The organism is Curvibacter sp. GW821-FHT01G03 (assembly GCF_059422285.1).
Window position 1 is genome coordinate 59,491 of record NZ_JBWKWP010000009.1, and the last position, 20,154, is coordinate 79,644.

The window sequence follows — 20,154 nt, forward strand, 5'->3', positions numbered from 1 at the left end:
CGGCACTGGAAGGCATACACACCCGGTGGTGTGCCCGGGCTTCAAACCCGGTCAGGGGCGTCAGCCGCTCCTGGGTAGGTTCGACTCCTGCTGCTTTCCGCCCCCAAGCCCACCCGCTGTTCCGTTCTGCCCATCGGGCGCTGAACCAGAGTGGGCCGCAGGGGGAATCCCCTCTCGCTCCCACACGCAAATCATGGCCTGATCACAATGCCCAGCGCAGGTCTGCCCGGCTGCTCGCGCGCCGTGCCTGCCGCGCCCACACCCCCCACAGAAAGGCGTTCCATGCAGCTCAACTTGAATGGCAAAACCGTGTCACTCGACATCGAGACCGACATGCCCTTGTTATGGGCCATCCGCGATGAGGCCGGCCTCACCGGCACCAAGTTTGGCTGTGGCGTGGCCATGTGCGGTGCCTGCACCGTGCTGCTCGATGGCGAGCCGGTGCGCTCGTGCAGCCTGCCGTCCAGCGCGGCCGTGGGCCGCAAGATCACCACCATCGAGGGCCTGCGCGGCACCTCGGCGCTGCAAAAGGCCTGGATTGCCAAGCAGGTGCCGCAGTGCGGCTACTGCCAGTCGGGCATGCTGATGGCCGCCACGGCCTTGCTGGCGCGCAAGCCGCACCCCACCGATGCCGACATCGACGCCGCCATCACCAACCTGTGCCGCTGCGGCACCTACCCCCGCATCAAGGCGGCCATCCACGAGGCCGCCCAACTGGGCAAGGCCCGCGCTTGAGGAGGCCCGCATGAACACCCCCATCCTTCCCCTCATCCCCACGGGCGCACGGCCCACCTCGCGCCGCAGCTTCCTGAAGGCCGGTGCCGCGGCTGCCACCGGCTTCACCCTGGGCTTTCACCTGCCGGCCATGGCCCAGAAAGCCGGCTCGGCCCCCTCGGACGCTGTCGATATCAATGCCTGGATTCGCATCACGCCTGACAACCAGGTCGTCTGCGAGGTGGCCCGCGCCGAAATGGGCCAGGGCACCAGCACCAGCCTGCCCATGATGCTGGCCGAAGAGCTGGAATGCCAATGGGCCGATGTGCGCATGGAGTTCGCCTCGGTCAGCGAGCACATTGCCCGCAACAAGGTGTACGTGACTTTTGCCACCGGTGGCAGCCGTGGCACCCGCGATTCGCAGGCCGTGATGCGCAAGGCCGGCGCCGTGGCCCGCGAGATGCTCAAGGCCGCCGCCGCCCAGCAGTGGGGCGTGCCGATCGCCGAGGTGGTGGCCAAGGCGGGCCGCGTCAGTCACCCGGCCAGCCAGCGCAGCCTGAGCTACGGCGCACTGGCCGCCCAGGCAGCCCAGCAGCCGGTGCCCGAGTCGGTCAAGCTCAAGGCGCCCTCGGAGTGGAGCCTGATCGGCAAGCCCATCCCGCGCCTCGACATCCCCTCCAAGGTCAATGGCAGCGCGGTGTTCGGCATCGATGTGCGCCTGCCCGGCATGTTGTATGCCGCCATCGTGCAATGCCCGGTGTTCGGCGGTGCGCCGGCCAGCGTGGACGATGGCGCCGTGAAAAGCCGCCGTGGCGTGAAGAAGGTGGTCACCGGCCCCGACTTCGTGGCCGTGGTGGCCGACAACTGGTGGCGGGCCCAGCAGGCCGTCAAGGCCCTCAAGGTGAGCTGGGACTACAAGGGCCAGGACAAACTCGATGACGCCGCCGTGCGCAAGTTGCTGGAGGCCGGTACCCAGGCCGCACGGCCCCTGCGGCAAGAGGGCGACTTTGCCAAGACCCAGACCGAGGTGGGGGCCGGCAAGGTGGTCGAGGCCGAGTACTTCGTGCCCTACCTGAGCCACTTCACCCTGGAGCCGCAGAACTGCACCAGCCTGCTGCAGGGCGACACGCTGGAGGTCTGGGCCCCCACACAGAACGCCGAGGCCACGCTGGCGGTGGCGGCCAAGACCGCCGGCCTGCCGGTGCAGCAGGTGAAGGTGCACCGGCCCTACCTGGGCGGTGGCTTTGGCAGGCGCGGCGGTTTTCAGGACTTTGTGCGCCAGTCGGTGCAAATCGCCCAGGCCCTGCCGGGCGTGCCGGTCAAGCTGCTGTGGAGCCGTGAGGAGGACATGCAGCACGACTTCTACCGTCCCGCCGCCCTGTACCGCCAGCGAGCGGTGATCGACGCCAGCGGCCAGTTGGTGGCCTGGCAGGCGCTGCTGGCTTCGCAATCCATCGTGGCGGCCATCCGCCCCGAGGCCCTGAAAAACGGGCAAGACTTCCAGGCCGGCGAGTCCTTTCACGACATGCCCTACCAGGTGCCGGCCCTGGACGTGCGCCATGGCCTGTGCGACATCAACGTACCGGTGGGCTTTTGGCGCTCGGTCTTCCACTCCCAGAATCCGTTTGCCCGCGAATGCTTTCTCGACGAAGTGCTGGCCGCCGCCGGCAAAGACCCGCTGCAAGGCCGCCTGGACCTGCTGCCTGCCAACAGCCGTGACCGCCAGGTGCTGCAGGCTGTGGCCAGCGCGGCCCATTGGGGCAAGCCCCTGCCCAAGGGCCGGGTGCAGGGCCTGGCCGTGCAGGACGCCTACGGCAGCTACGCCGCAGCGGTGGTCGAGCTGTCGGTGTCGGCACAAAAAGCGGTCACGGTGCACAAGGTGTGGGTGGCGGTCGACCCCGGCCATGTCGCCAACATCGACTCGGCCCGGGCCCAGATCGAAGGCAATGTGATCTACGCGTTGACCACCATGTTCATGAGCGAGATCAACCTGCGCGACGGCCGGGTGCAGCAGAGCAACCTGCCCGACTACCCGCTGCTGCAACTGCGCCAGACCCCGCAGATCACCCCCATTCTCGTGCCCACGGGCGGCGAGGTCTGGGGCGGCATGGGCGAGCCGCCCTATGCGCCCATGACCGCGGCGGTGGCCAACGCCATTGCCAAGGCCACGGGCGAGCGCCTGCGCCAGACACCGTTCTCGCATGCGGGGTATGGCTTGGCCTGAGGGTCGGGACGCGGGTGGGGGGGGAGGGCTCGAGCCGGCCTTTGCCTGCCAAAGCCCATTTCTCGAACCCCAAAAGAAAACGCCCAAGTTGTCGAAACAACTTGGGCGGATAACTGGCGGAAGCGGTGAGATTCGAACTCACGGACCCTTTCGGGCCGCCGGTTTTCAAGACCGGTGCAATCGACCACTCTGCCACACTTCCTTCGCCGCGCATTGTAGCCGGCCTTGGAGGCGTCTTTGGGCTTGGGAGCGGGTGAGGTGGGTTCGGTGAAGGGGTTGCAGGCCGGGTAGGTGGAGGTCCTTCAACTGTCGCTACCCCCCGTACTCAGGGTATGTCAGGACTGTAAGAAGATGCTTACAAACCACGTTTCTAAGCCTGGAACAGGCGGGTATTCAGGGTCTATTTGACTGGCTTGAAGGGGTGCGGCGGTGCGTAGACTTCGGCGTCTTTCGCTCTCGATTGCCCATGCAACACATCCTCGTGGTTGACGATGATGCAGACATCACCCAACTGCTAGCCCAATACCTGTCGCGCTTTGGTTTCACGGCTCACACGGCGCGTGATGCCGACACCATGCGCAGGGTGCTGGCAGCGCAGCCGGTCGATCTGGTGGTGCTGGACGTGATGCTGCCCGGCACCGATGGCCTGGCCCTGGCGCGTGAGCTGCGCTCGCGTTCGCGCATCCCGATCATCATGCTGACGGCCCGGGGCGATCCTTACGACCGGGTGATCGGGCTGGAGATGGGGGCCGACGACTACATGAGCAAGCCCTTTGAGCCACGTGAGCTGGTGGCGCGCATCCAGACGGTGTTGCGTCGCATCACGAGCGGGCAGGCGCCGCCGCCCGAGGAGTCCGAGGTGGTGCACTTTGATGGCTGGCAGCTGCACCGCATGGCGCGTCACCTGATCACCCCAGAGGGGGTGGTCACCCCCTTGTCGAATGCCGAATTCAGGCTGCTTTGCACCTTTTTGTCGATGCCGCGGCGCATCTGCAGCCGTGACCAGTTGATGGAGGATGCACGTGGCCGGTCGATGGAAGTGTTCGAGCGCAGCATCGACCTGCTGGTGTCGCGACTGCGCCAGAAGCTGGGGGACGATCCGCGCGAGCCCCGTTTCATCAAGACCGTGCGTGGGGCAGGCTACCTGTTCAATGTGCGCCACGTGCAGGGGCGCATGGGCTGGCAGCCCTGAGCCCGTACAACCGAGTTCAAAGCCATGTTCACCCTGGTGCTCCAGCCGCTGCTGCATCCCTCGCGCTGGCGCGCCTGCCTGGCGCGCGGCCTGGTGCGTTGCCTGCCGGCCTCGCTGTTTGGCCGCCTGGCCTGGGTGATGGTGGGGATGGCGGTGGTGGGCCAGTTGCTGTTGGGGCCCTTGCTGCTGTCTTTGCACGCCTGGGTGTTCGACCTGGAGGGGGCGGCCCAACGGGCCTCGTCGCCGTTGGCCTGGCAGGGTGCGCTGGAGTGGGCGCTGGGCCTGCTGGCTGCGGTGCTGGCGGCCTGGGTGGGTGCCCGCTGCTGTGCCGCACCGGTCGAGCGCCTGGTGCTGGCCGCACGGGCCATGGGTCAGGGCCTGGAACGCCCCCCTTTGCCAGAGGAAGGCAGCGCCGAGTTCCGTGAAGCCAGCCGGGTCTTCAATCAGCTGCAGAGCACGCTCCAGCAACGCCTGCAGGAGCGCGACCGGGTGGTGGCCTCGGTTTCGCACGACTTGCGCACCCCACTGACCCGGCTGCGCCTGCGGGCCGAGCGCCTGCTCGACCCGGCCGACCGCAGCCTGTTCCGGCGCGACATTGCTGAGATGGATGCGCTGATCACCACCACGCTGGACCACTTGCGCGGTGTGGCCGCTCCCGAGCCACCGGTGTGGCTGGACATCAAGGCCCTGGTTGACAGCCTGGCCGATGACCAGCAGGCCTGCGGGCACTGGGTGCCGGTGCATGGGCGGGCCGGCGCCTTGCTGGTGCAGCCGCTGGCCTTGCGGCGCTGTCTGGGCAACCTGCTGACGAATGCGATCCGCTACGGTGTGCAGGCCGAGATTTTTCTTTGGGACGATGGCCGCGAGGTCGGGATCGAGGTGCGCGACCACGGCCCCGGGCTGCCCGAGGCCGAACTTGAGCGTGTGCTGCAGCCCTTTGTGCGCCTGGAGAGTACCGCCCAGCGGCACCGTGGCGGCATGGGGCTGGGCTTGTCGATTGCGCGAGACATCGCACTGCGCCACCAGGGCCTGCTGCAACTGCGCAACCGGCCGGATGGCGGGGGCTTGTTGGCTGTGGTGCGGCTGCCGCGGCAGGGCGTGCCCCCGGCCCGCGCGGCCTGACTGCTCACACAGCGGGCGTGAGGCTGGTGCCGCAGTGCCTGCACTTGATGGCGTCTTCTTTCACCTTTTCGCCGCATTTCGGGCAATTGAGGAGTGAGAAGCCTCGCACCAGCAATTCACTGTCGAAGTACCCGCTTTCCTCGCCGTCGGGCAAGGTCACCTCGGGTTTCTTGATGGCCATCACCAGGGCAGCCACCCAACCCAGCACGGTCCAGCCGAGAAACAGGTTCAACAGGGCGATGGTCAGGCGCTTGGGTTGCCGGCTTCTGAAGGCCTCGTAACTGGGCAACAGATAAAGCATGGGGCCGAACACGAGCAGCGAATAGGCCACCACGGTGTTGAACCCGTGGTTGCGGGTGTTGGGCGACACACCAGCGTAATAGCTGAACGCCACCAGAACCATCAGCACAAACAAGCGGATGTACATAGCCCCTCACGTCGTATCGGGTAATTAATGACTCGTTACGAACTTAACAGGAGAAGGGAGCAAAAACAAGCATTTGAAACGGATGCCGGCAGGCGCACCCGTGCGTTGTCGACGAACAAACCCGTTCCGGCAGGCCGTGTCAGGCCTGCCGCTGCAGCGGCGATTCAGGCCTTGAGCATGCCCTTGGTCTCGATGAACTCGACCACCTGGGTCAGACCGCTGAGGGTTTTCAGGTTGGTCATCACATAGGGCTTCTTGCCGCGCATGCGCTGGGTGTCGGCCTCCATCACGGCCAGGTCGGCACCCACATGGGGGGCCAGATCAGTCTTGTTGATCACGAAAAGATCGCTTTTGGTGATGCCAGGGCCCCCCTTGCGCGGGATTTTTTCGCCCGCAGCCACGTCGATCACATAGATCGTCAGGTCGCTCAGCTCGGGGCTGAACGTGGCGGCGAGGTTGTCTCCGCCCGACTCGACAAACACCACGTCGGCGTCAGGGAACTGCGCCAGCATGCGGTCGATGGCCTCCAGGTTGATCGAGGCGTCTTCACGAATGGCCGTGTGCGGACAGCCGCCGGTTTCCACCCCCAGGATGCGTTCGGCGGGCAGGGCGCCGCTCACGGTCAGCAGGCGCTGGTCTTCCTTGGTGTAGATGTCGTTGGTGATGGCGATCAGGTCGTACTGTGGGCTCATGGCCTTGCACAGCATTTCCAGCAAGGTGGTCTTGCCCGAGCCGACGGGGCCGCCGATGCCCACGCGCAGGGGCGGAAGTTTCTTGGTGCGGCCGGGGATGTGGTGCAGGGCGGTGCTCATGTGGGGTCTCGGTAAAAGGCAGGGCGGGGGCAGGGTGGGGCTCAACTTCTGAAAAGCCGGGAATACTGGGTTTCGTGGCGTGCCGAGAGCACGGCCAGCCGCGGCGTGAAGGCCTGGCGGTCGGCATCGTCCAGGGCCATGGCACCGGCCACGGCGGCCGGGATCTCGGCCGCCAGCCGGGCCAGGATGCGCTGGCCCGCACTTTGGCCCAGGGGCACGGCCTTGATGGCAGTCTGGCTCATGTTCTCGCACCAGCCAAAGGCAAAGGCGGCACAGATGTCGGCGGCGCTGGCAGGGCTTGCGGCGGCGGCCGCGGCAAAGGCCACCGGGTAGGTCAGGCCCAGGGCCTGTACGCGTTCTGCCTGGGCGGGCTGCAGGTTGCGCAGCCAGTCGATCAGCGAGCGGCCCATCTGCACGCTTTGCAGGCGCAGCTCGCTGGTCTCGCGGGTGTGCAACACCCATTGGTTGAGTTCGGCCAGGCGGTCCAGTCGGTCGGCACGCAAGGCCTCCACGCTGGCCGCCAACACGGCCAGATCGCCGCGGGCCAGGCCCAGGTGCAACTGGTCCAGCAGCCAGCCGGCCGCCTGGGCTTCGTTGTCGACCCCGGCCCATTCGACCGCAGCCTCCAGCCCTTCGGAATAGGAAAAGCCGCCCACCGGCAGGGCCGGCGAGGCCAGCCAGATCAGCGACAGCAGGCCGGCCGTGCCCGGGCTTGGCTGGGCCGGACCAGGGGCTTCAGTGACGGTGCCCATGGTCGTGATCGTGGTCGTGGTCGTGGTTGCAACCCGGGCCGTGTTCATGGCCGTGATCGTGGTCGTGGGTGTGTTGATGCCCGTGCTGATGCCCGTGCTGGTGGTCGTGCCCATGGTCATGGCCGCAATCCTGGGTGTGCTCGTGCGGGGCATCGGGGCCGGGTTCGTGGGCCGCGTGCTTGTGATCGTGGCCGTGGTGCTCATGGCCGTGGTCATGGTCGTGTCCATGGCCGTGGTGGTGCCCGCCGTGGTCGCCATAGGCACCCGACTCGGGTTCGAACGATTCGTCCACCGGGTTCACGATCAGGTGCATGCTGCGCAGCATGTCGGCCAGCACATGGTCGGGCTCGATCTTCAGGTGGTCGGGCTTGAGCTCGATCGGCACATGGCGGTTGCCCAGGTGGTAGGCGGCCCGCACCAGGTCGAAGGGGCTGCCATGGCTGCTGCAGGGCGTGATGCGCAGCACAGGCTGGGGGGCCGCGATCACGCGCACCAGCGAGCCATCCTCAGCCACCAGCACGTCGCCGCCGCGCACCGTGGTGCCGCGCGGCAGGAAAACGCCGAGGTGGCGACCACCCGAGTCGGTGGCATCGAAACGGCTTTTCTGGCGCACGTCCCAGTCCAGTTCGAGGGAGTGGGCGCGCTTGAGCAGCACGGGCGCCAGGCCCTGGCCACCGGGGATGATTTTGGAGATCTGCAGCATGGTCGGCAATCCAGACGGGAAAGTGAGAACGGGGGCCGAAACTTTAACGCTTCGGCCCCGACCCTGGCCGGGTCTCAGGGGATCGACCCGGTCTCAGAACAGGAAATAGCGCTGCGCCATCGGCAGGCTGGTGGCGGGCTCGCAGGTCAGCAACTGGCCGTCGGCCCGCACCTCGTAGGTCTGGGCGTCCACTTCCATGCGCGGCGCATAGTCGTTGAGCAGCATGTCCTTCTTGCCCACAGTGCGGATGTTCTTCACCTCGGCCAGGGTTTTGTGCAGTCCGTAGCGCTGGTCGATGCCTGCCGCCATGCCCGCTTGCGACACAAAGGTGAGCGAGCCCTTGGCAATGGCCCCGCCGAAGGCGCCGAACATGGGCCGGTAGTGCACTGGCTGGGGCGTGGGGATGCTGGCGTTGGGGTCGCCCATGGCGGCCATGGCAATGAAGCCGCCCTTGAGGATCAGCGAGGGCTTCACGCCAAAGAAGGCCGGGTTCCAGATCACCAGGTCGGCCCATTTGCCTTCCTCGATGCTGCCCACGATGTGGCCGATGCCGTGCGCGATGGCCGGGTTGATGGTGTATTTGGCGATGTAGCGCCGAGCCCGGTAGTTGTCGTTGCGTGCCGTGTCGGCGGGCAGCTTGCCGCGCTGCTGCTTCATCTTGTGGGCGGTCTGCCAGCAGCGCAGGATCACCTCGCCCACCCGGCCCATGGCCTGGCTGTCCGAGCTGAACATGCTGATGGCGCCCAGGTCGTGCAGGATGTCTTCGGCTGCGATGGTCTCCTTGCGGATGCGGCTCTCCGCAAAGGCCAGGTCCTCGGCGATGTTGGCGTGCAGGTGGTGGCACACCATCAACATGTCCACGTGCTCGTCCAGCGTGTTGATGGTGTAGGGCCGTGTCGGGTTGGTCGACGAGGGCAGCACATTGGCCTCGCCCACCACGCGCAGGATGTCGGGGGCATGGCCGCCGCCCGCGCCTTCGGTGTGGAAGGTGTGGATGGTACGGCCCTTGAAGGCGGCCACCGTGTCCTCGACAAAGCCCGATTCATTGAGCGTGTCGGTGTGGATGGCCACCTGGGTGTCGGTCAGCTCGGCCACGTTCAGGCAGTTGTCGATGGCGGCGGGCGTGGTGCCCCAGTCTTCGTGCAGTTTCAGGCCGATGGCGCCGGCGTCGATCTGCTCATGCAGCGCTGTGGGCAGGCTGGCATTGCCTTTGCCCAGAAAACCCAGGTTCATCGGAAAGGCGTCGGCCGCCTGCATCATGCGTTCGATGTTCCAGGGGCCGGGGGTGCAGGTGGTGGCAAAGGTGCCCGTGGCCGGGCCGGTGCCGCCGCCGATCATGGTGGTGATGCCGCTGCACAAGGCCTCTTCGATCTGCTGCGGTGCGATGAAGTGGATGTGGGTGTCGATGCCCCCGGCGGTGACGATCTTGCCTTCGCAGCTGATCACCTCGGTGCCCGGGCCGATGATGATGTCCACGCCGGGCTGGGTGTCGGGGTTGCCGGCCTTGCCGATCTTCACGATGCGGCCGTTCTTCATGCCGATGTCGGCCTTCACCACGCCCCAGTGGTCCAGGATGACGGCATTGGTCAGCACGGTGTCGACGGCGCCTTCGGCGCGGGCGCGCTGGCTTTGTGCCATGCCGTCGCGAATGGTCTTGCCACCGCCGAACTTCACCTCTTCGCCGTAACTGCCGGCGGCCAGGGTGTGGTCGTGTTCGATCTCAAGGATCAGGTCGGTGTCGGCCAGGCGGATGCGGTCGCCCGTGGTGGGGCCGAACATTTCCGCGTAGGCGCGGCGTGAAATGGAACTCATGGTGTGTCCTTTGCCTGCAGGCTTTAGAGGGCGCCCTGCACCAGGCCGCGAAAACCGTAGATGTGGCGGCTGCCTGACACGGCCACCAACTCGACCGTGCGCTCTTGCCCGGGCTCGAAGCGCACAGCGGTGCCCGAGGCAATGTTCAGCCGCATGCCGAGCGCCGCGGCGCGGTCAAAGCCGAGCGCCGCATTGGTTTCGGCAAAGTGGTAGTGCGAGCCCACCTGGATCGGGCGGTCGCCCGTGTTGCGCACCAGCAGGGTCACGGTGGGGCGGTCGGTGTTGAGGGCGTGCTCGCCCTCGTCAATGATCAGTTCGCCGGGAATCATGGTCGTTGTTCTCCTGTCGCGGATGTCATGGAATCGGCTGGTGGACGGTCACCAATTTGGTGCCGTCAGGGAAGGTGGCCTCGACCTGGATGTCGGGAATCATTTCGGGGATGCCCTCCATCACCTCGTCGCGGCTGAGCAGGGTGCGCCCTTCGCTCATCAACTGGGCCACGGTCTTGCCGTCCCGCGCGCCTTCCATCACGGCGGCACTGATGTAGGCCACAGCCTCGGGGTAGTTCAGCTTCAGGCCCCGCGCCTTGCGGCGCTCGGCCAGCAGGGCAGCGGTGAAGATGAGCAGCTTGTCTTTTTCCCGGGGGGTCAATTCCATGGGGATGCCTCGATAAGGGTCGGTCTGAATGTCTCCAAATGTTAAAGCAGGAACCTTGCCTGGTGGTGCACCATGCTGGTGCCCGCAACGCCAGAATTCAGTGCATGTCAAGGCCGTGTAGCGGTCTTGTCACGACGCTGAAACAGCCGCTCCGTACGGTGTGGGGTTTACCGAGGACGGAGAACCCACCATGAAAAAAATCCAACAGCACCCCCTGGTCTGGCTGGCCGGCTTGTCCACCCTGGGCGCGGCCCTGGTGCTGCCCGGCTGCAGCGGTGACAGCACCCCCGATGCCGCCAGCGGCGACGCCAACATCCAGGCGGCCTGGGTAGAAATGGGCGACAGCAACCAGGCCATCGCCCGTGTGGTCACCAGCTACACCCCGCCCACCGCGGCTGGCACCAGCGCCAATGCCGCCTGCCCACTGCTGGTGGTGGATGGCAACGCCACTCGCATGAACCTGCGCGTGGGCCCCGGTACGGCCGCACAGCGCACCACGGCCAGTGACCCGGTGGATTCCAAGCCCTCGGCCTTCCCGGTCTCGGTGTGCGAAGCCAACCTGCCGGGTGGGGCGCAGAAGGTGGCCGTGGCCAACCGTGTGCTGCCCGTGCCCAAGGCCAATCCCCAACGCGTGCTGGTGCTGGCCGACACCGGCTGCCGCATGAAGAAGGCCGGCGCCGCCTGGCAGGCCTGCAGCGACCCGGTGGCCTGGCCCTTTGCCAGCCTGTCCAAGGTCGCGGCCTCAATGACGCCTGACCTGGTGCTGCACATCGGCGATTACCACTACCGTGAAAACGCCTGCCCCAGCGACGTGGCCGGCTGCCAGGGCAGCCCCTGGGGTTACGGCTGGGACACCTGGCTGGCCGACCTGTTCCAGCCTGCCGCCCCGCTGCTGTCTGCCGCCCCCTGGGTGGTGGTGCGTGGCAACCACGAAGAATGCGCGCGCGCCGGCCAGGGCTGGTACCGCTTCATGGACGTGCGCAGCTACTCGGCCGCCCGCAACTGCGACGACCCGGTCAACGACGGCACGGCCAACTATGCCGACCCCTACGCGGTGGCTTTGGGCACCGACTCGCAGATCGTGGTGTTCGATTCGGCCAAGACCGGCTCGGCCGCCCTCAAGCCCACCGATGCCCAGTTCGCCCTCTACCAGAAGCAGTTCCAGACCGTGGGCAGCCTGGCGGCCAAGACCGGCGTGGTCAACACCATCTTCACCAACCACCACCCGATCCTGGCCTTTGCCCCGGTGGCCGGCAGCACCCCGGCGCCCGGCAACCTGGCCCTGCAGTCGGCCATGAGCAGCCTGAACGCCCAGGCCTACTACCCGCCGGGCGTCAACGTGGCCCTGCATGGTCACGTGCATGACTTCCAGGCCATCAACTTCGCCTCGGGCCACCCGGCCACGCTGGTCACCGGCAACGGCGGCGACTCCCTGGATGTGGCGCTGCCTGACCCGCTGCCCGCGGGCCTGACGCCCGCCGTGGGGGCCACGATCGACCGCATCACGCACAGCGCCAGCTTCGGCTTCATGGTGATGGACCGCAACGCGGCCCCTGCCACGGGCTGGACCTTCAAGGCCTACAGCGCCGCCGGCAAGCTGATGGCTACCTGTGTGCAGTCGGGCAAGGCACTGAGCTGCGACAAGACCGGCTTCCTGACACCGTGAGGTCGCTGTTGGCGGGCGCCTGGCGCCTTTTGGGCGGACTGCTCGCAGGCAGCCTGTGTGCCGGGGCGCTGGCCGCCCCTGAAAGCGTGGTCCTGGTCTCGGGCGGTGGGGCGCAGAAGGTGCTGGCCGCGATCGGCCGCAGCCCGCTGTTGGCCGCCAAGTACGACGCCACCAGTGCCCGCTTTGCACCCGACCCGGCCCTGGTGGCCCTGGGCCGGCGCCTGTTTGTCGAGCCACGCCTGTCCGAACCGGCGGGTGCCTCGTGCGCCAGCTGCCACGACCCGGCCCGCGCCTTCATGCCGGGGCCGCAGGCCGTGGCCGGCGGGCCCGGCACGCCACGTGGCAGCCGCGCCGGCGAGTTCAGCCTGCGCAACGCGCCCTCGCTGCTGTATGTGCGCTATGTGCCGCGCCGCCACTTCTACCAGGACGACGACGCGCCTTATCCGTCGCCCTTTGGCGGCCTGATGGCCGATGGCCGTGCCGACACCCTGGCCGAGCAGGCGCGCGGGCCCTTGTTCGACCCGCACGAGATGAACAACGGCAGCCCGCGGCAACTGCTGCAGCGCCTGCGCCGCAACGGGCTGGCCCAATCCCTGGCCGACAGCGGGGTGGCCCCCTTCGGCCCGGCCGTGATGCGTGACCCCGAGACCCTGGTACGGGCCCTGGGTGCGGCCTTCGAGGCCTACCTGCAAAGCGATGAGATGGCGCCCTTCAGCTCGCGTTTCGATGCCTACCTGCGCGCGCGCCAACCCTTGAGCCCCACCGAGATGCGCGGTCTGGCCCTGTTCAAGAACCCAGACAAGGGCAACTGCGCCTCGTGTCACGCCCTGTCGGACACGGCTTCACGGCCCGAGCGTTCGCTGTTCACCGATTTCGGCTATGACGCGATTGCCGTGCCACGCAACCGGGCCCTGGCACCCAACCGCCGGGCCGGGCACTTCGATGAGGGCTTGTGCGCCACGGCGCGGGCCCAGCAGTGGCCCGAACCGCAGCAGTGGTGCGCCTACCTGCGCACCCCCGGGCTGCGCAACGTGGCGCTGCGCCAGAGCTTCATGCACAACGGCGTGCTGCACTCGCTGCGCGACGCGGTGGCCTTCTACAACACACGTTCGATCAAACCCGGCCAGTGGTATGCCTCGGGCAGTGTGTTCGAAGACGTGGCCCCGGCCCACCACGGCAACGTCAACGTCAACTCCCCGCCGCTGAACCGCCGCCCCGACCAGCCGCCCGCCTTGAGCGAGCAGGACATTGATGACCTGGTGGCCTTTTTGCGCACCCTGACCGATGCGCCCTACGTGGCGGCCATGCCGCCACCTTGAGCCTGTCTGGCGGCCATGCCACCCCCTGAGAAACCTCGCAGGTTCACAGGGGGGCAAAGGCTCATACCGCGCTGCCGTCGCGGATGCGGTGGGTCTCGTCGATGTCCACCACCCAGACCAGACCGTCCCCGATCTGGCCGGTCTGGCAGGCCTGGGTGATGGCCTGGCGGATGGTCTCCACCATCTCGGCCTGGGCCAGCACCGACACCATCAGCTTGGGGCTGAAGTCGGTCAGTTCTTCGCGCACGCTGCGTTTGTCCACCGCGGCCGGGGCGGTGAAGCCCTCGGCCCGGAAGATGGTCACCCCCGGAAAATTGGGGATGGCGCGCAGCGCATCGCGCAGGCGGTTCAAGCGGCTGGGCCGCACGATGGCTCGGATTTCCTTCATGTCGGCCTCCTTCAGGCTTCGGTGGGCTTTTCGTCGAACCAGCGGTACAGCGTGGGCAGCACCACCAGGGTCAGCAGGGTGGAGGAGATCAAGCCCCCGATCACCACGATGGCCAGCGGGCGTTGCACCTCAGAGCCCGGGCCGGTGGCAAACAGAAACGGCACCAGACCCAGCAGGGCCACGGTGGCCGTCATCATCACGGGGCGAAAGCGCTGCACGCAGCCTTCGCGCACCGCGGCGGCCACCTCCAGTCCGTCTTCGCGCAGGCGCCGGATGCAGGTCACCAACACCACGCCATTGAGCACCGCAATGCCCCACAGCGCGATGAAGCCCACCGAGGCCGGCACGCTCAGGTACTCGCCCGTGACGAACAGGGCCACCAGGCCCCCGATCGAGGCAAAGGGCAACACCAGGATGATCAGGCTGGCCAGCCGCACCGAGTTGAACAGCAGGAACAGCAGGAAGAAGATGGCCGCGATGGTCAGCGGCACGATCACCGCCAGCGTGCCCATGGCGCGCTCCATGTTCTCGAACTGCCCGCCGAAGCGGAACTCATAGCCTTCGGGCAGGCGCACCTCCTGGGCCAGGCGTTGCTGCACCTCGGCCACGTAGCCGGCCAGGTCGCGCCCTTCCACGTTGGCGCCCACCACCACGCGGCGCTTGCCGCTTTCACGGCTGATCTGCGCCGGGCCGTCCACCAGTTCGATGCGCGCCACCGAGTACAGCGGCACCTGGGCGCCGTCAGTCGTGGTCAGCAAGGTGTTGCCGATGGCCTCGGCGCTCTGCCGCGCCGCGGCCGGGAAGCGCACCACCACGTTGTAGCGGCGCTCGCCTTCGTACAGGGTGGTCACTTCCTTGCCTCCGATGGCGGTCTCGATCAGGCTGTGCACGTCGGCCACATTGATGCCGTGGCGGGCGATGGCCTTGCGGTCGATGTCCACCGTCAGTGCCTGCTGGCCTGACAGCCGCTCGATGCGGATGTCTCGGCTGCCGTCCACGCTTTTCAGCACCCGGGCCACCTGCTCGGACAGGCGTTTGAGTTCGCCCAGTTCATCCCCGAAGACCTTGATGGCCAGCTGCGAGCGCACCCCGGTCACCATCTCGTCGACCCGCTCCGAAATCGGCTGCGAGAGCACGATCTGCACCCCGGGGATGGTGGACAGGCGTTGTCGGATGTCTTCGTCGATCTCGTCCTGAGTGCGGTCCGATTTCGGGTCGAGCAGCACGATGGGGTCGGACTCGTTGGGGCCGGCGGGGTCGGCGGGCGACTCGCCCCGGCCCAGCTTGGACACCACCATGCGCACCCCGGGCACCTCGGCCACGGCCTTCATGGCGTCCATTTCCATGCGGATGGATTCGTCCAGCGAGATGCTGGGCACGCGGTTGATCTGTGGCGTCAGCGCGCCTTCCTTCATGGTGGGCATGAAGGACTTGCCCAGCAGCGGGAACAGCGCCAGCGATCCCAGCAGCAGGCCCACGGCCACCCCCAGCGTCAGGCGGCTGCGCAGCGTGGCACCGTCGAGCAAGCGCAGGTAATGGCGCTTCAGGAAGGCGATCAGCCGGGTGTCGTGGTCAGCCCCGCCCTTGAGGAAGTAGGCGCACAGCACCGGTGACAGGATCAGCGACACCACCAGCGACACGGCCAGGGCCATGGCGATGGTCAGGGCCAGCGGCGCGAACATCTTGCCCTCGATGCCTTGCAGCGTCATCAGCGGCAGGAACACCAGGATGATGATGGCCATGCCGAAGATGGTCGGGGTGGCCACCTCGGTGGTGGCGTCCAGGATGGCGCGCACCCGCGCGCCCATGCTTGCGCCGGCCTGACCCACGCGGTGGTACACGTTCTCGACCACCACCACCGTGGCGTCCACCATCAGGCCGATGGCAATCGCCAGCCCCCCCAGCGACATCAGGTTGGCCGAGATGCCATAGCGGTTCATCAGGATGAAGGTCGTCAGCGGAGCAATCACCAGGGTGGCCACCACGATCAGGCTGGATCGCACGTCGCCCAGGAAGATGAACAGGATCACCACCACCAGGAAGATGCCTTCGACCAGCACCTTGCCCACCGTGAACAGGGCCGAATCGACCAGCTCGGTTCGGTCGTAATAGGGCACGATCTGCAGCCCGTCGGGCAGCAGGCCCTGCCGGTTGATCTCGTCCACCCGATCCTTCACCCGGCCGACCACCTGCTTGGCGTTGCCGCCCCGCATCATCAGCACGATGCCCGACACCCCTTCGGTGTAGCCGCCCTTGATGATGGCGCCCTGGCGCACTTCACTGCCCAATTGGACCGTGGCCACGTCGCGCACATACACCGGCACGCCGGCCTGTTCCTTCACCACGATGTTGGCTATGTCGTCCAGGGTGCGGATCAGCCCCAGGCCGCGGATCAGGTACTGCTCGGTGAGCTGCGGCAGGATGCCGCCGCTGGCATTGGCATTGTTGCTGGCAATCGCCTGCACCACCTGCTGCACCGACAGCCCGTAGTGGCGCAGCCGACCGGGGTCGACCAGGGCCTGGTACTGCTTGACATAGCCGCCCTGCGAGTTGATCTCGGCCACACCCGGGATCGAGCGCAGCATGGGGCGGAGCACCCAGTCCTGCACGGTGCGGCGTTCGGCCAACTCTTCGGGGGTCAGCGCACGCTGCCCGTCGTCGGGGCGCTCCAGCGTGTATTGATAGACCTCGCCCAGGCCGGTGGAGACCGGGCCCAGCACCGGCACGATGCCGGCGGGCATGCGTGGCGTCACCTCGATCAGGCGCTCAGTCACCAGCTGGCGCGCAAAGTACACGTCGGTGGTGTCTGTGAACACCAGGGTGATGATGGACAGGCCGCTTTTGTTGAGCGAGCGCATCTCGACCAGGCCGGGCAGCCCGGTCATGGCGATTTCCAGTGGCACGGTCACAAAGCGCTCGATCTCTTCGGGCGAGCGGCCGGGCGCTTCGGTGGCCACTTGCACCTGCACATTGGTCACGTCGGGGAAGGCGTCCACCGACAGCCTGGTGGCTTCACGCACGCCGAAGGCACACAGCACCAGGGCCAGCACCACCACCACCAGGCGCTGGCTCAGCGCAGCACGGATCAGGGAGGCAACCATGGCTTACTCCAGTTCGGCGCGCTTGCGCTCGTTGTTCAGGTGGAAGGCCCCTTCGACCACCACCTCGCTGCCCTCGGGCAGGCCCTTGAGCAACGGGCGCTGGGCGCCGCTGGCGGCCCCCAGCTCGACCGGCATGAGGCGGTAGCGGCCCTCGGCCTGGCGCACGAACACGTGGTCGCGGTCGTTCTCGCGCACCACGGCGGCGGCGGGCACGGCCAGCACCTGCTGGGGTGCGGCGGCGATGCGCATGGTGGCCAGCATCTGTGGCTTGAGGTCGCGACGGGCGTTGTCGACCTGGGTGCGAATGGTGACGGTGCGGGTCTCCGGCGAGACGGTGTCGCCCACGTAGACGATCTTGCCTCGCAGGCGCTGCGCCCCCAGGGCCGGCACCTCGATCTCCACGGCCTGGCCCGGCTGCACCGAGCGTGCCGCCTGTTCGGGCAGGCCGCCCACCACCCAGACATTGCCCAGGTCGGCCACGGTGAACAGGGGGTCACCCGGCTGGGCCACCTGGCCTCGGCTCACCTGGCGTTCAATCACCACGCCCGACAGCGTGGCCACCACGGCCGTCTTGGCCGCCAGCGTGCCCTGGCTGCGCAATTGCTCGATGGCGCCCGTAGGCAGTCCCATCAATTGAAGTTGGTCGCCGGCGGCGCGCAATTCGGCGCGGGCGATGCTCAGCTCGGATTCGCGGCGCTGCAGTTCGGCCGAGCCGATCACGTCGGCCTGGATCAGCTGACGAGCGCGCTCCACAGCCCGTTCGGCCAATTGGCTGGCGGCGTGGGCGCGCAGGTAGGCCAACTGGGCCGTGGTCAGCTCGGGGCTGGCCACGTGAGCCAGGGCCTGGCCGGTCTTGACGCGGTCGCCCACCTCGGCCAGCACATCGGTCACCCGGCCGGTGACCGAAGCCCCGATGCGGGTCACCAGGCGGTCATTGGCCTCGATGCGGCCGGCCACGTCCTGGGTGGGCACCAGGTCGACCGGGGCCAGTTTCTGCACCTTGAACTGGACCGCCATCTCGGGCTTGACGCGCACCTCCATCGGGTCGGTGGCGGGGGCCTCTGCGACAGGTGCGGGCTTGTCGGCCGGGCCGCAGGCGCTCAAGGTGAAGGCGCAGAGCAAGGCCAATGTCAGCGTGCTCAGGGTGGCCAGGGGAGGGAACGTGAATGCGTTCATGATGGGTTTCATGGAAAGAGGGGGCGTCAGGGCTGGTGGGAGGTGGCGGTCGGGCCGGCCGGCGTGGGGGGGGCGGTGGTGGCGGCGGGGAACTCGGGCTCGCCGTGGCGGCCGGCCAGCAGTTCGAGTTCGATGCGCGCCACTTGCTGTTGGTAGCGCGCATCCAGCAGGTCGGCGCGCACGCTGCGCAGCACGCGCTGAGCGTCCAGCACATCGAGGATGCCGCGCTCGCCATAGCGGTAGGCGGCCTGGGCCACGCGCAGCGCAGCCTCGGCTTCTCGCACGGCGCCCTGGCTCAGGGCCTCGGTGCGCCCGCGGGCCAGCTCCAGGGATTTCCAGGCCAGCAGCACCTGCTGGCCCAGTTCGGCGCGGCGCCCGTCCAGGCGGCCCTGCAGGCGCAACAGCTCGGATTCGGCCTCGGCACGGGGGCCGCTGCGCGTGTCCAGCAGCGGGATCTGCACACTCACCCCCAACTGGTTCTGGCGGATCTCGGGGTCACGGGTCTGGCTGTAGCGCAGTTCCAGCCCTGGCCAGCGGCTGGCCCTGGCCTCGGCCAGGCGGGCCTGGGCGCGCTCGATCTCGGCCTGCAGGGCGCGCAGTTCCGGGTTGCGCTCATGGGCCTGGGCGCGCAGCGCGCTCAGGCTGGGCAGCGTCGGTGCATCGTCCAGCGAGGCCTGCAGTCGCCAGCGCTCGGGCAACTGGCCGGCGGCCAGGCGGTTCAGACTCAGCAAGGCCTGTTCGGCCTGCAGGGCCGCGCTTTGCTGGCGCTGGCGGGCGTTGATGATTTCAGCGTCGGCCTTGATGATTTCGTAGCGCGGGGCCTCGCCGCTGTCCACCCGCAGGCGCACGCGTTCTCGCACCTGCTCCAGCAAGGCCAGCGATTCGCTGGCGCTGGCGGCTTCGGCCTGGCGCAGCAGGGCTTCGTAGGCGCGCAAATGCACCTGGGCGATCAGGGCCTGGCGCGTGATTTCGGCCTGTTCGGTGCTGCCCTTCACCCCGGCCCGGGCGGCGTCCTGGCGGGCGCTGCGCAGGGCCGGGTTTTCGATCAACTGCGACACCGCCCAGGTTTGCACTTGGCCCGGTGTGGCCGCGGGCAGGCGGGCACTGTTGTGGCCGCCGCTCACCTCCAGCCGTGGGTTGGGCAGGGCGGCGGCGCTGGTGACGCCGGCGGCGGCGGTCTGGCGCGCCTGCAGGGCGGCTAGCAGTTCGGGGTTGTGCTCCAGCACCCGTCGGGTGAGTTGTTCCAGGCTCATCACCGGCGTGGCGTCTGTGCGGTGGCTGGGCGTGGGCATTGTCTGGGCCTGGACCAGATGGGGGGCGATGCTGCCCAGCGACAGGGCTGCGGTGAGCAGCGCCAGTCTGGGCAGGCGCCGTGGCAGGGAAGAATCAAAAGCGTGCATGGCTTGGGCGGCACAGGGCCGTGAAGAAAAGCGGGTGGGCCGGCCCACAGGCGCCAAGCCTGGGGCCGTGCGTGCGCAACGCGCTCAGGCGTTGCGGGTCCGGCGCTCGCGTCAGCGGCGGCCGGATCGGCAGGCGATGTCAGTCGACAGGGAGGGGGGGGAGGGTGGCGCCGGGCCGTCAGGCGGGCGCGGGCCTCAGGCGGCCAGGCGTGGCGGGCGCAGCAGGGGCCGGGGGCAGACGCTGCTCAGCCGCACCGAGAAGAGCGCGGGGGCGCTGGTGTGGAGAGGGGTGTCCAGGTGGGGCTCTTCGGGCGCCCAGAACATTTCGGTGCGGTCGTCGTTGGTGACCGGGGGTTGGTACAGGCGCACGGCCGTGCGCAGCTCTTCGTCCAGCGTGTCTGGCTCGTCGGCCATCACCTCGCAGGGCGAGGTCACCAGCAGCACATCCCCTTGCAGCAGCTCGGGCTCGCCTGCCCAGGCCGTGTTCTCGCTCTGCAGCAGGGTCGAGCCGAGCAGCAGCACTGAGAGCAGGCAAAGCAGAAGCAGACGCATGGTGAACGGGGAAGAGCCGGTTTTCTGGAGTGGGAACACGCTGGATTGTGTTCGCTGCAGCGCACAAGTTCCCGCTCGATGCAAAAAAACCTGGCAGATCGCAGGGATGCGAGCGTTTCGCGGCGCATGGCATGAAT

Annotated in this window: 18 protein-coding genes and 2 tRNA genes; 7 read left to right on the forward strand and 13 right to left on the reverse strand. The window is 67.8% G+C overall.

Annotation, left to right across the window (positions count from 1 at the left end):
• Positions 1-7: 7 nt before the first annotated feature.
• From AC07VS_RS14450 to AC07VS_RS14460, 3 genes are all read left to right on the forward strand, one after another.
• Positions 8-100 (forward strand) — tRNA-Sec (locus tag AC07VS_RS14450).
• A gap of 182 nt (positions 101-282) precedes the next feature.
• Positions 283-735: a (2Fe-2S)-binding protein gene (locus AC07VS_RS14455; protein WP_494657001.1), complete on the forward strand. Its 453-nt coding sequence runs from the start codon at positions 283-285 to the stop codon at positions 733-735.
• A gap of 10 nt (positions 736-745) precedes the next feature.
• On the forward strand, positions 746-2,938 hold the full coding sequence (locus AC07VS_RS14460) for a xanthine dehydrogenase family protein molybdopterin-binding subunit (protein ID WP_494751305.1): 2,193 nt from the start codon (positions 746-748) through the stop codon (positions 2,936-2,938).
• Between the two features lie 114 nt (positions 2,939-3,052).
• Here AC07VS_RS14460 and AC07VS_RS14465 read toward each other — a convergent pair.
• Positions 3,053-3,140 (reverse strand) — tRNA-Ser (locus AC07VS_RS14465).
• A 264-nt stretch (positions 3,141-3,404) separates the two neighbouring features.
• On the opposite strand from AC07VS_RS14465, the gene AC07VS_RS14470 reads away from it, so the two are divergent.
• Positions 3,405-4,130 carry a response regulator gene (locus AC07VS_RS14470; RefSeq protein ID WP_492349846.1) on the forward strand — a complete coding sequence of 242 codons (726 nt, stop codon included), beginning with the start codon at positions 3,405-3,407 and terminating at the stop codon, positions 4,128-4,130.
• Positions 4,131-4,154: 24 nt separating this feature from the next.
• Positions 4,155-5,252: an ATP-binding protein gene (locus tag AC07VS_RS14475; RefSeq protein ID WP_494751306.1), complete on the forward strand. Its 1,098-nt coding sequence runs from the start codon at positions 4,155-4,157 to the stop codon at positions 5,250-5,252.
• A gap of 4 nt (positions 5,253-5,256) precedes the next feature.
• Here AC07VS_RS14475 and AC07VS_RS14480 read toward each other — a convergent pair whose 3' ends face one another.
• The 7 genes from AC07VS_RS14480 to ureA all read right to left on the reverse strand — a co-directional run bounded on the left by AC07VS_RS14480 (position 5,257) and on the right by ureA (position 10,415).
• Positions 5,257-5,679, reverse strand: a complete 423-nt coding sequence (locus AC07VS_RS14480) for a superinfection immunity protein (RefSeq protein WP_494656998.1) — start codon at positions 5,677-5,679, stop codon at positions 5,257-5,259.
• Between the two features lie 164 nt (positions 5,680-5,843).
• Complete coding sequence (gene ureG / locus AC07VS_RS14485; RefSeq protein ID WP_019574817.1) at positions 5,844-6,491, reverse strand: urease accessory protein UreG; 648 nt, start codon at positions 6,489-6,491, stop codon at positions 5,844-5,846.
• 41 nt (positions 6,492-6,532) lie between these two features.
• Positions 6,533-7,243: an urease accessory protein UreF gene (locus AC07VS_RS14490; protein WP_492349900.1), complete on the reverse strand. Its 711-nt coding sequence runs from the start codon at positions 7,241-7,243 to the stop codon at positions 6,533-6,535.
• Positions 7,227-7,946 carry an urease accessory protein UreE gene (gene ureE, locus AC07VS_RS14495; protein ID WP_494751307.1) on the reverse strand — a complete coding sequence of 240 codons (720 nt, stop codon included), beginning with the start codon at positions 7,944-7,946 and terminating at the stop codon, positions 7,227-7,229. Before ureE ends, AC07VS_RS14490 begins: the two co-directional genes overlap by 17 nt.
• A 93-nt stretch (positions 7,947-8,039) precedes the next feature.
• Positions 8,040-9,758, reverse strand: coding sequence for an urease subunit alpha (gene ureC / locus AC07VS_RS14500; protein WP_494751308.1), 1,719 nt, complete (start codon positions 9,756-9,758; stop codon positions 8,040-8,042).
• A 23-nt stretch (positions 9,759-9,781) separates the two neighbouring features.
• Positions 9,782-10,087, reverse strand: a complete 306-nt coding sequence (locus AC07VS_RS14505; RefSeq protein WP_494751309.1) for an urease subunit beta — start codon at positions 10,085-10,087, stop codon at positions 9,782-9,784.
• 25 nt (positions 10,088-10,112) lie between these two features.
• Complete coding sequence (gene ureA / locus AC07VS_RS14510; protein WP_019574812.1) at positions 10,113-10,415, reverse strand: urease subunit gamma; 303 nt, start codon at positions 10,413-10,415, stop codon at positions 10,113-10,115.
• A gap of 190 nt (positions 10,416-10,605) precedes the next feature.
• Here ureA and AC07VS_RS14515 point away from each other — a divergent pair, with 190 nt between their 5' ends.
• Both AC07VS_RS14515 and AC07VS_RS14520 read left to right on the forward strand, forming a co-directional pair.
• Positions 10,606-12,081, forward strand: coding sequence for a metallophosphoesterase (locus AC07VS_RS14515; protein WP_494751310.1), 1,476 nt, complete (start codon positions 10,606-10,608; stop codon positions 12,079-12,081).
• Positions 12,078-13,400 carry a cytochrome-c peroxidase gene (locus tag AC07VS_RS14520; protein ID WP_494751311.1) on the forward strand — a complete coding sequence of 441 codons (1,323 nt, stop codon included), beginning with the start codon at positions 12,078-12,080 and terminating at the stop codon, positions 13,398-13,400. The genes AC07VS_RS14515 and AC07VS_RS14520 overlap by 4 nt, the downstream gene beginning before the upstream one ends.
• A gap of 61 nt (positions 13,401-13,461) precedes the next feature.
• Here the strand turns inward: AC07VS_RS14520 and AC07VS_RS14525 are convergent, their stop codons facing one another.
• From AC07VS_RS14525 to AC07VS_RS14545, 5 genes are all read right to left on the reverse strand, one after another.
• Positions 13,462-13,788, reverse strand: coding sequence for a P-II family nitrogen regulator (locus tag AC07VS_RS14525; protein WP_019574809.1), 327 nt, complete (start codon positions 13,786-13,788; stop codon positions 13,462-13,464).
• A gap of 11 nt (positions 13,789-13,799) precedes the next feature.
• Positions 13,800-16,889 carry an efflux RND transporter permease subunit gene (locus tag AC07VS_RS14530; RefSeq protein ID WP_492349839.1) on the reverse strand — a complete coding sequence of 1,030 codons (3,090 nt, stop codon included), beginning with the start codon at positions 16,887-16,889 and terminating at the stop codon, positions 13,800-13,802.
• A gap of 3 nt (positions 16,890-16,892) precedes the next feature.
• Positions 16,893-18,065: an efflux RND transporter periplasmic adaptor subunit gene (locus tag AC07VS_RS14535; protein WP_492349838.1), complete on the reverse strand. Its 1,173-nt coding sequence runs from the start codon at positions 18,063-18,065 to the stop codon at positions 16,893-16,895.
• A 26-nt stretch (positions 18,066-18,091) separates the two neighbouring features.
• A complete protein-coding gene (locus AC07VS_RS14540) occupies positions 18,092-19,465 on the reverse strand; it encodes a TolC family protein (protein WP_492349837.1) in 1,374 nt (457 codons plus the stop codon).
• A 195-nt stretch (positions 19,466-19,660) separates the two neighbouring features.
• Entirely contained in the window at positions 19,661-20,017 is a 357-nt protein-coding gene (locus AC07VS_RS14545) for a hypothetical protein (RefSeq protein ID WP_492349836.1), read from the reverse strand.
• Positions 20,018-20,154 lie beyond the last annotated feature (137 nt).